The organism is Winogradskyella bathintestinalis, assembly GCF_030407435.1.
Lineage (GTDB): Bacteria > Bacteroidota > Bacteroidia > Flavobacteriales > Flavobacteriaceae > Winogradskyella > Winogradskyella bathintestinalis.
This window is the reverse complement of the sequence record NZ_JASDDK010000001.1, coordinates 184,210-198,496: the sequence shown is the minus strand read 5'-3', so window position 1 is coordinate 198,496 and position 14,287 is coordinate 184,210. Positions and strand designations below refer to the sequence as shown.

Sequence of the window (14,287 nt, the reverse complement as noted above, 5' to 3'; positions counted from 1 at the left end):
TAAGATGACTACAACGAATTGTTTCATTTTTAAAATAAATTGCAATGAAAACACTAAAACTAATTCTATTAACGCTACTAGTTGTAACGGTGTTTTCGTGCCAAGAATCCACATCTGAACAAAAAGAAGTTTCAGAGCCTGTAACTGAAATCAGAAATGATATAGAAAAGGTAGAGCCTCCAAACTGGTGGATTGACTTCAAAAACAAAAACGTACAATTATTGGTGAAGCATCCGAGTATCGGAAATGCAACAGCAAAGATTAACTATTCAGGTGTTAGCTTGGTTAAAACGTATCAAGCAGACAGTCCTAATTATCTTTTTTTAGATTTAGAAATTTCAGAAGCGGCTAAAGCAGGACAATTTAATATTACATTTAAACTTAAAGACGGTTCAGAATTAACTCAAACTTATGAGCTAAAATCACGAGAAAAATCAGCTGAGGATTTCAAGGGTTTTAATAGTTCAGATGCAATTTATCTCATCACACCAGATCGTTTTGCTAACGCTATTCCTAATAATGATAGTGTAGAAGGATTACTTCAACAAGGTGTTAATAGAACGGACGATTATGCGCGTCATGGTGGAGATATTCAGGGTATCACAGACCACTTAGATTATATTGAAGATTTAGGGTTTACAGCCGTTTGGCCATGTCCTGTTGTAATTAATGATATGCCAAGTGGTTCGTATCATGGTTACGCCATGACCGATTTTTATAAAGTAGATCCACGTTTTGGAACCTTAGAAGAGTATCGAAAATTAGCCGATGATTTAAGGTCGCGAGATATGAAACTAATCATGGATCAAGTGGCGAATCATTGCGGATTAGAGCATTGGTGGATGAAAGATTTACCATTTAAGGATTGGGTAAATTATCAAGAAAATTACGAGAAAAACAGAGATAATTGGGATCATAAATCAACAAAAACATCAAGTCACAGACGTACCACCAACCAAGATCTTTACGCTTCAAAAAGCGATTATCAAGAGATGGCAGATGGTTGGTTTGTTTCTGGTATGCCAGATTTAAATCAGCGTAACCCGTTTATGGCGAACTATATTATTCAGAATAGTATTTGGTGGGTAGAAACCTTAGGTTTAGGAGGTATTCGACAAGATACGTATCCTTATCCTGATAAAACATTTATGAGTGATTGGGCAGGTTCAATTATGACTGAATATCCTAATTTTTCAATCGTTGGAGAAGAATGGAGTTATAATCCGTTGCTCATTGGCTATTGGCAAGACGGTAAAAAAAATAAAGATGGTTACAAGTCTAACTTAAAATCGACTATGGATTTTGCCATGCAAAAGCATATTGTAGATGCACTAAATGAAGAAGAATCTTGGGACCAAGGCCTCGTAAAAATGTACGAAGGTTTAGCTAATGATTTTGCTTATGCATCTCCAAAAGATATTATGGCATTTTTAGATAACCATGATAAGAGTCGTGTGTTTACAGAATTCAAAGGTAACATTGCTAATACCAAAATGGCTTTAAGTTATTTACTGATGATGCCAAGAATTCCACAAATTTATTACGGAACAGAAATCTTAATGGACGATTTTGATAATCCTGGAGATCATGGATTAATAAGAACTGATTTTCCTGGTGGTTGGGAAGGTGATTCGGTTAATGCTTTTACAGGCGAAGGGTTGTCAGCAGAACAAAAAGATATGCAATCCTTTTTAACTAAGGTGTTGAATTACAGAAAATCAAGTGAGGCGATTCACGATGGTAAAACCAAACATTTCGCACCGGAAAATGGAATATATGTTTTAGCGAGAATTTCAGAAAATGAAACTGTAGTTCACATCATCAATAAAAACGAAAGTCCACAAGAATTGGATTTATCTCGATTTGAAGAATTAGAACTCAACGGAAAATCTTTGAAGAATATCATTTCAAGAGAAAACATAACATGGAGTAATAGTTTAAAGTTGAGCTCTAAAGGGAGCTTAATACTGACCACGAAATTTTAAAAGACCTTGCAGGTTTTTTTAACCTAGCAGGTCTAAATGCCCCAATTAAAACAATCCTGCAAGTTCCGATAGCTATCGGAATCAAAAACCTTGTAGGTATAAAAACTAAATATGAAAAAAAATATTTTCTTAATCATAAGTCTATTATTCACGGTTTCAATAACGGCTCAAAATGTAGAGCGACAGTTTATTGAAGCTGAAAATATTCATGATGGGGCACAGGTTTCAATCAAAGTGAATGATGGTTATTACTTAGTTAAACCATTTTCTTCTCATATTGTCGAAACTACATTTGTGCCTAATGGCGAGTTTTTAAAGCCAGAATCACACACCGTTATTTCTAAACCTCATATAGAAAATTTTGAAATTTCAGAACACGGGAAAGATATTGTATTAACGACTAAAGCTGGGCTATCTATCACAATCACCAAAAGCCCATTCCAAATAGCCTACTACTACAAAGACCAACTCATCACATCCGAAAAACGAGGCTATTACAAAAGTGAACACCAACCTATGGAAATGGTAAAAGGCAACATTGTAGCTGATTCCACCGTAAAAATAGAATTCAATCTCACTAAAGATGAAATACTTTATGGAGGAGGAGCCAGAGCTTTGGGTATGAATCGAAGAGGAAACCGTTTGCCATTGTACAACAGAGCTCATTACGGTTACGAAACGCATAGTGAATTAATGAATTACACGATGCCAATAGTATTATCATCAAAACAGTACATGATTCACTTTGATAATGCACCAATCGGCTACTTGGACTTAGACAGTAAAGAAGATAATACCTTAACATACGAAACCATTTCAGGAAGAAAAACCTATCAAGTCATTGTAGGGGAATCTTGGATGGATATGATGGATAATTACACCGATTTAACAGGAAAACAACCGATGTTACCGCGTTGGGCTTTGGGTAATTTTTCAAGTCGTTTTGGGTATCATTCTCAGGAAGAAGTCGAAATGACCATCGATAAATTTAAAGACGAAGACATCCCAGTTGATGCGATTATTCTCGATTTATATTGGTTCGGAAAAGACCTAAAAGGCACCATGGGAAATTTGGAAGTCTTTAGAGATTCCTTTCCAGATTTTGAAGGCATGGTAGAACGTCTCAATACTAAAGGTGTAAAAACCATCACTATTACCGAACCTTTTGTTTTAACAACGTCTAAAAAATGGGATGAAGCTGTAGAAAAAGACGTATTAGCTAAGGACTCTATTGGAAATCCAGCCAAATACGATTTCTATTTTGGCAACACCGGACTCATTGATATTTACAAACCAGAAGGTGAAAAATGGTTTTGGGACATCTACAAAGGATTAGCAAATAAAGGTGTTGCAGGATTTTGGGGCGATTTAGGAGAGCCGGAAGTTCATCCAAATTGGGTACAGCATCACACAGGTTCGGCCAATGAAGTCCATAATACTTACGGTCACGATTGGGCAAGATTAGTCTATGAAGGTTATGAGCGCGATTTTCCAAATACAAGACCCTTCATTTTAATGCGAGCAGGTTATTCTGGTTCGCAACGTTACGGCATGATTCCGTGGTCTGGAGATGTTAACAGAACTTGGGGAGGCTTACAAAGTCAACCTGAAATTGCCCTACAAATGGGCATGCAAGGTTTGGCATATATGCATTCTGATTTAGGAGGATTCGCAGGAGATAATCTCGATGATGAGTTGTATGTACGTTGGTTACAATACGGTGTTTTTAACCCTATATTTAGACCTCACGCGCAAGAAGATGTACCAAGTGAACCAGTTTTTAGAAGCGAAAAAGCGAAAGCGTTAGCTAAAGAAGCCATTGAGTTACGCTACAAATTATTGCCCTATAATTACAATTTGGTTTATGAAAATAACCAATTCGGTAAGCCCTTAATGCGACCATTGTTTTTTGAGGAATCTGATAATCCTGAATTGTTTACGTATTCAAAAACCTATTTATGGGGAAATGATATTTTGGTGTCACCAGTTTTGGAAGCAAGTAAAACAGAACAAGAGGTTTATTTTCCAAAGGATAATGTGTGGTTCGATTTTTATACCAATGAGAAAATTGAAGGTGGACAAACTAAAACGGTTCAGCTAAAAGAAAATTCAATTCCGACGTATGTGAGAGCAGGTGCTTTTATTTCGATGTCTAAATCGATGCAAACGACATCAGATTATGATAGTGACAATTTTGATTTACATTATTATTTTGATAAAAGTTCAACTGAGAATATGAGTGAATTTTATAATGATAATGGAAACAGCATAAACACTATTCAGAATGGAAATTATGAATTAATGGAGTTTGAAGCTGAATATAAAGGCTCTAATTTAAAATTTGAGTTAGACCCAAAAGTCGGTTCAAGATTTACTTTACCAGACAAATCAATCGAATTAATAATCCATAACATTCAGAATACACCTAAATATATTAAAGTAGACGGTAAAAAAGTTGAAGTAAAATGGAACTCAGAAACCAAAACTTTAAAAATTCCTATAACATGGAAAGCTTCAACTGAAAAAGAAATAAAAATCAAACTAAAAAAATAATTCAATGCACATAAAAAATCTTATCTTAATTGCTTTAGTTTTTACAGTGTTTGTGAGTTGTAAAAACGAAGTTAAAGAACTACCTAAATCAAAAGAAATTAAATCAGAAATGAAGAAAAAGGAAGTTGTTTATCAGGTGTTTACACGTTTGTTCGGAAACACAAATACCACCAACAAATCTTGGGGAACACTTGAAGAAAATGGTGTTGGTAAGTTCAATGACTTTACAAATAAAGCGCTGAATGAAATCAAGGATTTAGGTGTGACGCATATTTGGTACACAGGAGTGCCACATCACGATGTCATTACAGATTATACCGAATTTGGGATTTCAAACGATGATCCAGACATCGTAAAAGGTCGTGCTGGTTCACCATACGCGGTTAAGGATTATTATAACGTAAATCCAGATTTAGCCGTAAATGTCGAGAATCGATTAGAAGAATTTGAAGCTTTAATTGAACGTTCACATAAAGCCGGATTAAAAGTGATTATCGATATAGTGCCCAATCACGTGGCTCGAAATTATCAAAGTTTAACGAATCCTGAAGGCACATCAGATTTTGGAGCAGAAGATGATAAAACAAAAACCTACGACGTTAATAATAATTTCTATTACAATCCAGGAGAGGCTTTTGTAGTTCCGGAATGGAAACATGGTTATCAGCCTTTAGGAGGAGAACAGCACCCAATGGCGGATAGTAAGTTTGAAGAAATTCCAGCAAAATGGACAGGAAATGGTTCAAGAGCATCGCAACCCGATATGAATGATTGGTACGAAACCGTTAAGGTAAACTATGGGGTTTCGCCAGAGGGCAGAAAAGATTTTGATGAATTGCCAAACGGTTTTGAGAACGAAGATTATAAGAAACATTTTGAGTTTTGGAAAGACAAAACGGTTCCAAGTTCTTGGATAAAATTTAAAGATATTGCCTTGTATTGGACAGCAAAAGGAGTCGATGGTTTTCGCTATGATATGGCAGAAATGGTGCCAGTAGAATTTTGGAGTTATATGAATTCGCATGTGAAAATGGAAAATCCTGATGCCTTTTTATTAGCTGAGGTTTACAATCCAAGTTTATATAGAGATTATATCAAAAGAGGAAAAATGGACTATCTGTATGACAAAGTACAGTTATATGACACCTTAAAACACGTCATGCAAGGTCACGGAAGTACAGACAACATTCCACCAATTTTAGCTGATTTAAGTGATATTGAGCATCACATGCTTCACTTTTTAGAGAACCATGATGAACAGCGTATTGCAAGTCCAGATTTTGCAGGAAGCGCAGAAAAAGGAAAACCTGCTATGGTGGTTTCGGCAACATCATCAACAGCACCAACCATGATTTATTTCGGACAAGAATTCGGAGAACCAGGAGCAGAAGATTTAGGATTTGGAGATCCAACGCGGACGTCTATTTTCGATTATGGTTCAGTGCCAAGTCAAGTGCGTTGGGTAAACGATAAAAAGTTTGACGGTGGTCAATCCACGGAAGCAGAAAAAGACCTTCGTGATTTTTATAAACGTTTATTGAATTTCACGATTAATAGTTCTGCTTTAATGGGTGATTATCAAGATTTACAAAGGTATAATCAAGAGCATACAGAATGGTATAATGATAAGGTATTGTCTTTTGCACGTTGGAGCGACGATGAAAAACTGATAATTATTGCAAATTTCAATGCCGATAATACCTATGGATTTGAGTTGCAACTGTCAGAAGATTTGGTAGAAAAATTAAAACTAGAAGATGGCGAATACACCGTAAAAGACCAGCTGTACAATAAGTACACTTCGACGTTAAAAGTTGAAAATGGTAATGCTGAAGTGAGAATTGATATCCAACCCTTAGAGTCGTTTATTTTAAAAATTAAAGAAAAATAGTTAATCGCAACAGACCTGTCAGGTTTCTAAAACCGGACAGATATTAAAAATAATTAATAACTGTCACTTCGAGTGAATTTGTGAAGCATGAACAAATTTGTATCGAGAAGAAAATTAAATAAATTTCTAGCAGGTTTTTTAAACCTATATAACCTGCAAGATTTCAAAAACCTTGTAGATTTTATAACTAAATTCAATCATGAAAAAACTAATTTTATTAACCCTAATCCTAATCATTTTGAGCTGCAAAAATAAGGACACGGAAAACAAAATTGCTGCTGTAGAAACAGCGCAGCCTATAGAAACACCTTTTATATGGGAAGGTGCAAATCTCTACTTTTTACTAACAGATAGATTCAACAGTGGCAAATCTGAAAATGACGTTAATTATAATCGAACAAAAGAACCTGGAAAATTAAGAGGGTTTCAAGGTGGTGATATAAAAGGCATCACCCAAAAAGTAAAAGAAGGGTATTTTACAGATTTAGGAATTAATGCTATTTGGATGACCCCAATTGTAGAGCAAATTCATGGAGGAACCGATGAAGGTACAGGTTTAAGCTATGGTTTTCATGGCTATTGGACCAAAGACTGGACTAACATTGACCCAAATTTTGGAACCAAAGAAGATTTACACGAGCTGGTAAAAGAAGCCCACGCCAAAGGTATTAGAATTGTGTTGGATGCGGTTATTAACCATACAGGACCAGTAACAGAAAAAGATCCTGTTTGGCCAGAAGAATGGGTAAGAACAGATAAACAATGTTCTTATGATAATTATGAAAACACCGTAAGTTGCACCTTAGTGGCTAATCTTCCAGACATTAGAACAGAAAGTAATGACGATGTTGACTTACCTCCACAATTGGTAGAAAAATGGAAAGCAGAAGGACGTTACGAAACAGAAGTTAAAGAGCTCGACGAATTTTTCAAACGTACAGGTCATCCTAGAGCACCTCGTTTTTACATTATGAAATGGCTTACGGATTACATCACAGAATTTGGTGTTGATGGTTATCGCGTGGATACTGTAAAACATACAGAAGAAAATGTTTGGGTAGAGTTTAAAGTTGAGTGTGATTATGCTTTTGCAGAATTCAAAAAGAATAATCCTGAACTAGTTTTAGATGATAACAATTTCTATCTGCTTGGTGAAGTTTACAATTATGGAGTAAGTACAGGTCAGGAGTTTGATTTCGGAGACAGAAAGGTTAATTATTTTGATCCGCCAAGTTTCCAAAGTTTGATCAATTTTGAGTTCAAATACAATTCAAAAGACAAAAGTTATGAAGACTTATTTACGCATTACGATGCTATTCTACATGATGAATTGAAAGGATTCGGAACCGTGAATTATCTAAGTTCGCATGATGATGGTCAACCTTTTGACGCTCAAAGAAAAAAACCATTTGAAACTGCTAATAAATTATTGTTATCACCAGGAACATCTCAAGTGTATTATGGTGATGAATCGTCACGTTCGTTAGCCATTCCAAACGTAAATGGCGATGCCAAGCTACGCTCATTCATGAATTGGGACTCCATTGCTAAAAGAGATCACATAAAGCAGGTTTTAACGCATTGGCAAAAACTAGGTAGCTTTAGAGCTAAGCATCCGGCCATTGGTGCGGGTGTGCACCAAATGATTACTGAGCAACCGTACTATTTCTATAGAAGTTATCAAAAAGAAAATTTCAAAGATTTGGTGGTTGTTGGTTTAGAATTGGAAAAAGGAGAGAAAGTCATTGATGTCTCTAAGGTTTTTGAAAATGGCGATGTTTTATACGATGCCTATTCAGGAATCACTTCAAAGGTTGAAAACAATTCGGTAATTATAACTTCAGAATTTGAAGTAGTATTATTAGAGAAGAAATAAATACATCAAGAACTGACCTAACAGGTCTTAAAATATAATTTATGAAAATCTATCTATCAGTATTAGTAATGGCAATAGCATTTTTCTCATGCAATTCAGAGAAAAAGCAAACCACAAAAATCGAATCACCTAATGAAAAAGTGCATGTAGATTTTAATATTAATAGTGAAGGTCGTCCATATTATTTAGTGAAATTCAATAATAAAACCGTGGTTGATACTTCGTATTTAGGTTTCGAATTTAAAGATATACGAGCTTTTCATGAAAATTTCATCATTAAAAACACGAGCACTTCAACCTTTAATGAAACTTGGCAAATGCCTTGGGGAGAACAATTAGATGTGGTTAATAATTATAACGAGTTAAAGATTGAACTTCAGGAAAAAACGAGTCCAGAACGTTTGTTAAATATTGTTTTTAAAGCTTATGATGACGGCATTGGGTTTAGATACGAATTCCCAGAACAAGACCAATTAAAAGGAGATATTTTTATTACAGAAGAACACACCGAATTCAACCTCACAGAAGATTGCAAAACCTTCTGGATTCCTGGTGATTGGGATATTTACGAACATTTGTACAACACTACAAAGTTATCTGAAATTGATGCTTTGAAATTAGCTAACCATAAAAATTTAGCCCAAACTTATATTCCAGAAAATGCGGTAAATACACCAGTGACTATGGTTGGAAGCGATGGTACACATTTAAGTTTTCATGAAGCAGCTTTAGTCGATTATTCAGGAATGACGTTGAAAGTTGATACTGAAAATTTGAACCTAAAAAGTAATTTAGTAGGTTCAGAAAACACGGATTACAAAGTGAAACGAACCATGCCGTTTCATACACCTTGGAGAACGATTCAAATTACAGATAACGCACCAGATTTAATAGAATCTAACTTAATTGTAAATTTAAACGAACCGAATAAACTTGGAGATGTATCTTGGTTTAAACCAATGAAATATACAGGGATTTGGTGGGAAATGCACTTAGGGAAATCCTCTTGGGATTACGGAATGACACAAGATATGAGTACGTGGACTGATGGTGGACAATCAAACGGTACTCATGGAGCAACCACAGAAAACGTAAAGAATTTTATTGATTTTTCAGCTAAAAACAACATCGGTGGTGTTTTGGTGGAAGGTTGGAATATCGGTTGGGAACATTGGATTGGTTTTGAAGACCGTGAAGGTGTGTTTGATTTTGTAACCACCTATCCAGATTATGATATTGATGAAGTAGTCCGTTACGGAAAAGAAAAAGGTGTTGATATTATTATGCATCATGAAACGTCTGCAGCAACAGAAACGTATACTAAACAACAAGATACAGCCTTTGCATTAATGCAGAAATACGGTATGCATACGGTGAAAACAGGCTACGTAGGAAAGATTCTTCCAAAAGGAGAATACCATCATGGGCAGTATATGGTGAACCATTATAATAATACGGTAGAAAAAGCAGCTAAGTACGAAGTGGCAATTAATGCTCACGAGCCAATAAAAGCTACAGGATTAAGACGAACATATCCAAATACAATTTCTCGTGAAGGCTTAAGAGGACAAGAATTTAATGCGTGGGCTACCGATGGTGGTAATCCTCCAGAGCATTTACCAATCGTAGCATTTACGAGGATGTTATCTGGACCAATAGATTTTACGCCAGGTATTTTCAATATTAAATTTGATGAATATAAAACGGATAATCAAGTGAATACAACGATTGCTCAGCAGTTGGCATTATATGTGGTCATTTATAGTCCTGTGCAAATGGCCGCTGATTTGGTGGAACATTACGAAGCCAATCCGGAGCCATTACAATTTATTAAAGATGTTGGTGTAGATTGGGAAACCACTAAAGTTTTAAATGGTGAAGTTGGAGATTATGTGACTATAGCAAGAAAAGAACGTGAAACAGGAGATTGGTTTGTTGGAGGCATCACCGATGAAAATTCTAGAATTTTAGATGTGAATTTCGAATTTTTAGAAGACCGAGAAATTTATGAAGCTAAGATTTATAAAGACGGTGAAAATGCGCATTGGAACGATAATCCTTTGGATATTACTATTGAAACAGTAGAGATTGATAAAGGTTCGAATTTAAAAATAGAGTTAGCTGAAGGTGGAGGGTTTGCAATTAGTTTGAAAAAGAAATAATTAGGGTTGACAAAAGTCTAACTACTAATGGTATAACAAGGTGATGTGTAAGATAATGTTGCTAGGAGCGACTATCTTATTATTCGTATCTTCGCATCATCATATAAAACCTTTTTCTTTGGATATAAACGACTACATAGAATCACCTTTTGAAATTAAAATAAGTTTCAATAAACTCTTAAATCAATATGACGATTTAATTGCTGCTGATAATGATTTTATTTCAGCTAATGCGCGTCGTGTTTTAAAAATTGCTGAAGACAATCCGATTTTGAGAGATGGCTTTAGTGATTTCGAACTTCTTAAAACTTACGAAAGCGAAATTGAAGGTATTCTTCAAGATACTTTCAGTCCGTTGTTGACTAATAATGAAATAAAAACGGCGTCAATCCCATTTCATAATTTTACGTTTAACTCGTCTGAACGGTTTAAATCTGTTTTAAAAACTGCAGGTGACAATTATGATTTACAAATAAAAAATATGCCTACGGATGATAAGTATATTTTTGCTTGTGCCATAATTTTAAACATCTGCTACGGTTATAGCCTTAATTTTAAGCGGCCTTTTTTTTACGAAATACCAGATGCCAATGGTATAATTCGTTATTACAAAATGTTATATAATGCTGATTTTACTGAGGTGATTCCAAAGGAACACGCCCCTAAAATTACAGAAGAAGATTACAACGAATTAATAGATAATTTTGAAAATATAGAATTATGGAAAGCCAAATTTCCTCCAAATAGTTATTTATTTAAAGGATTTGTAATTTCTAATATATTTGACATTACGGACGATCAATCGATTTCAAATATTAAGTCGAGCTTAATCGGAGAGGAAAAACGAAAAGATGAAAGTTTTATGAAAAACTTCCATAGTATATTTCAATCACTTCTCGGGTTAAAAGATATTCAAGTTGGGTTTTCAATATATAATAAAAGCGAGGATACTTTTCAACGGGTTTATGGTGCAGGGATGAAAAGCTATTTGTTGAATGATTTAGAAACTTCGCAATGCTCTGATGTTTTATGCGAATGGTCTTATGATAGATTACTTAAAGAAAAAAAGTATTTCTCTATATCCGATATCAGAAGGGAATTCGAACACCCAGAGAGGAATGCTCCTCACATTCAAGTTTTACATCAACAAGGATTAGGAAGTGCGATTATTGCACCAATTGCTAATGAGGAAGGATTAATGGGGATACTCGAAATAGTATCTGAAAAACCAAAAGTTTTAAACAGTATAAATGCGAATAAATTAGTAGATGTAATGCCTTTTATTGTTTCGGCGGTAGAACGTTCTAAAAATGAAGAAGAAAATTTAATAGAAGCAATCATTCAAAAAGAATGTACAGCAATTCATGCAAGTGTACATTGGAAATTTGTTGAAGAAGCAAGGAATTATATTAACGAAAAGCGTAATAGTAATGAAACCCCAACGTTTAATAAGATAGCGTTTGACGAAGTTTATCCGTTATACGGACAGATGGATGTTAAAGGGTCTTCTGATGCGAGAAATGCAGCAACACAAAAAGATTTATTGTTGCAATTGGGTTATGCGGAAAAAATATTAAGTTCTGCGATTAAAGAAAAAGAGCTTCCAATTTTTGAACAAATAAAATACGAGATTTCCGAATTCAGATTAGATTTAAAGGAGAATTTTAAAGTCGATAGTGAACATGCTATAACGGTTTTTCTAAAAGATGAAGTTAAACCGGTATTTCAATTGATTTATGAAACTCAAAATGCGTTAAAAGAATCTATTGAAGATTACTTTAATAAAGTAGATACCGAATTGGATGTTATTTATTTTTACAGAAAACATTATGACGATACTGTAAAACTAATTAATAATAATATGTCGTCGTTATTAGATGAAAAACAAGTAGCAGCCCAAAAGATGTATCCTCATTTCTTTGAGCGTTTTAAAACCGATGGTGTGGAACATAATATGTATATAGGGGAATCTATTACGAAACAAGAAAGTTTCAATTTAGTTTACCTATATAATTTAAGATTATGGCAACTTCAGGTGATGTGTGAGATGGAGAATGAATATTATTCTAAACAGGCTGAGTATCCAATAGCTCTTGATGTGGCTTCTATGGTCTTAGTGTTTAATCAGCCGTTGTCCATCCGTTTTAGAATGGATGAAAAACGTTTTGATGTTGATGGCACCTACAACGCACGGTATGAGGTTGTAAAAAAACGCGTCGATAAAGCATTTGTAAAGGACACTAAAGAACGCATAACTAAAAAGGGAAAACTAACCATCGTTTACTCACAAAAGCAAGACGAAGAAGAATATTTAAAATACATTCAATTCTTACAATCTAAAAATGTTTTAGATAAAGATTTAGAGTTTTTAGAACTTGAGGATTTACAAGCTATAACAGGGTTGAAAGCGCTACGGATTAGTATTCTTTATAAGGATAAAAAAGATGATAAAACGTTTTATACTTATAATGATTTAATGGAAACCATTAAAGCCTAAATAACTTTGTCCATCGAGTTCTTTTTGAGTCTTTTGGTTATAGGTAGTTAATACATCATCTATATCAGATCCAGGATTAGTTTTTATGGCTATTGCAAATGATATTAATGATACTATTATACCAATCATAAAAACGGTATAAGTAATTCGAAGAAGTCTATATTTACGTTCTAGCACCACACCTAAAAAATATAAATCTTTAGTAAGTGCTTTATAAATATAATCTCTGTCATTGACCATTTCGCCAATAGCCCATTCAAAATCTTCCAATTCCATCTTATGAAAGTTACCGAAAAAACTCAAATTTACCTTTTGATTCTTCACATCTTCTTTGGTAAACTGACCACTTGTAACGTTAGGACGTGTAGCAATTATTGAGAGAATCATAGAAACAACACAGAACAAAGTGAAAATAACGGTCGGCCAAGTTAGGTAAGGATTATTATCTAATTTTGATATTAGATTAGCCAAAACTACCGAAATAATTATGGCGTTTACAGATAACAAAATGTTGGCTTTTGTGTCTGCAATATCACTAAGTTTTATGTGGTTTCTTAGCGCGACTCTATAAAACGTTTGTACACCACGAGACGCACTTTCATCTTTATATTGTGCTTTGTATTTAGCTTTAAGCTTTTCAATATTTAGTTTCTTTTTACGTTTTTTCTTTTTCTTTAATAATTTAGCGAGATTCTTTTCCTTCTGCGATTGCCAATTTTTTAACGCATATTCTGTATAAAATTCGTGATCATTGGTAAGCATTTCAATATTCTCCTTTCGCCATTCTGAAGGAGTAAAAGCAACCCGACCTTGTACTTCAAGTTCTTTTCTTAAAAACTCACTCGCTTCTCTAAAGTAATCTTTCCCAAAATGTGAGGAGTCGGCATCGCGTATTATTTTGTCTAGTTTTCCTGAAGGCTTAGTATCAAACTTGGTAGCCATAATACAATCGGTTACAGCTTTAATGAGCTCTTCGTCTGCATTTTTTTCTTTGAGAAATGTAGTTGCAATTTTTACACTTTCTTCTTCATGATTTTCACAGCCTTTTATATAGCCAACATCATGTAATAAAGCAGACAACTTAAGAATTTCTGCTTCTTTCTCGGTAACATCAGAATTTTCTATTATTTCTTTTATGCTTCTCAATACACGTTCTGTATGTGTGTAATTATGATAAATAAAAGTGTTGGGAAGTTCATTTTTAATGAGGTTGAAAACAAATTCTTGAGTGTCTTCTATTAAAGATTTTGACATGGGTTTACTAATTATTTATAAACGTGAAATTACAAAAAAGATGTAAGACTTAACATTTATTTTGGCATA

The 14,287-nt window shown here is 34.3% G+C and carries 7 protein-coding genes; 6 read left to right on the top strand and 1 reads right to left on the bottom strand.

All coding sequences use genetic code 11. From position 1 onward, the window contains the following. Positions 1–44 precede the first annotated feature (44 nt). The 6 genes from QMA06_RS00690 to QMA06_RS00665 all read left to right on the top strand — a co-directional run bounded on the left by QMA06_RS00690 (position 45) and on the right by QMA06_RS00665 (position 12,964). A complete protein-coding gene (locus QMA06_RS00690) occupies positions 45–1,985 on the top strand; it encodes a glycoside hydrolase family 13 protein (protein ID WP_290204962.1) in 1,941 nt (646 codons plus the stop codon). A gap of 111 nt (positions 1,986–2,096) precedes the next feature. Continuing rightward, complete coding sequence (locus tag QMA06_RS00685; RefSeq protein ID WP_290204961.1) at positions 2,097–4,538, top strand: TIM-barrel domain-containing protein; 2,442 nt, start codon at positions 2,097–2,099, stop codon at positions 4,536–4,538. 4 nt (positions 4,539–4,542) lie between these two features. Beyond that, positions 4,543–6,429, top strand: a complete 1,887-nt coding sequence (locus tag QMA06_RS00680; RefSeq protein WP_290204960.1) for an alpha-amylase family glycosyl hydrolase — start codon at positions 4,543–4,545, stop codon at positions 6,427–6,429. Positions 6,430–6,628: 199 nt separating this feature from the next. Further along, positions 6,629–8,305 (top strand): alpha-amylase family glycosyl hydrolase, encoded by a 1,677-nt coding sequence (locus QMA06_RS00675; protein ID WP_290204959.1) that lies wholly within the window; start codon positions 6,629–6,631, stop codon positions 8,303–8,305. Positions 8,306–8,346: 41 nt separating this feature from the next. Next, a complete protein-coding gene (locus QMA06_RS00670) occupies positions 8,347–10,467 on the top strand; it encodes a glycoside hydrolase family 97 protein (protein ID WP_290204958.1) in 2,121 nt (706 codons plus the stop codon). Between the two features lie 118 nt (positions 10,468–10,585). Then, positions 10,586–12,964: a GAF domain-containing protein gene (locus QMA06_RS00665; RefSeq protein ID WP_290204957.1), complete on the top strand. Its 2,379-nt coding sequence runs from the start codon at positions 10,586–10,588 to the stop codon at positions 12,962–12,964. On the opposite strand, the gene QMA06_RS00660 is transcribed toward QMA06_RS00665, so the two are convergent. Further along, a complete protein-coding gene (locus QMA06_RS00660) occupies positions 12,941–14,218 on the bottom strand; it encodes a Pycsar system effector family protein (RefSeq protein WP_290204956.1) in 1,278 nt (425 codons plus the stop codon). The two genes, QMA06_RS00665 and QMA06_RS00660, sit on opposite strands and share 24 nt — an antisense overlap. Positions 14,219–14,287 lie beyond the last annotated feature (69 nt).

Coding starts and splice junctions, on each gene's coding strand:
- QMA06_RS00690 (WP_290204962.1), top strand. CDS start 45: ATGAAAACACTAAAACTAATTCTATTAACGCTACTAGTTGTAACGGTG.
- QMA06_RS00685 (WP_290204961.1), top strand. CDS start 2,097: ATGAAAAAAAATATTTTCTTAATCATAAGTCTATTATTCACGGTTTCA.
- QMA06_RS00680 (WP_290204960.1), top strand. CDS start 4,543: ATGCACATAAAAAATCTTATCTTAATTGCTTTAGTTTTTACAGTGTTT.
- QMA06_RS00675 (WP_290204959.1), top strand. CDS start 6,629: ATGAAAAAACTAATTTTATTAACCCTAATCCTAATCATTTTGAGCTGC.
- QMA06_RS00670 (WP_290204958.1), top strand. CDS start 8,347: ATGAAAATCTATCTATCAGTATTAGTAATGGCAATAGCATTTTTCTCA.
- QMA06_RS00660 (WP_290204956.1), bottom strand. CDS start 14,218: ATGTCAAAATCTTTAATAGAAGACACTCAAGAATTTGTTTTCAACCTC.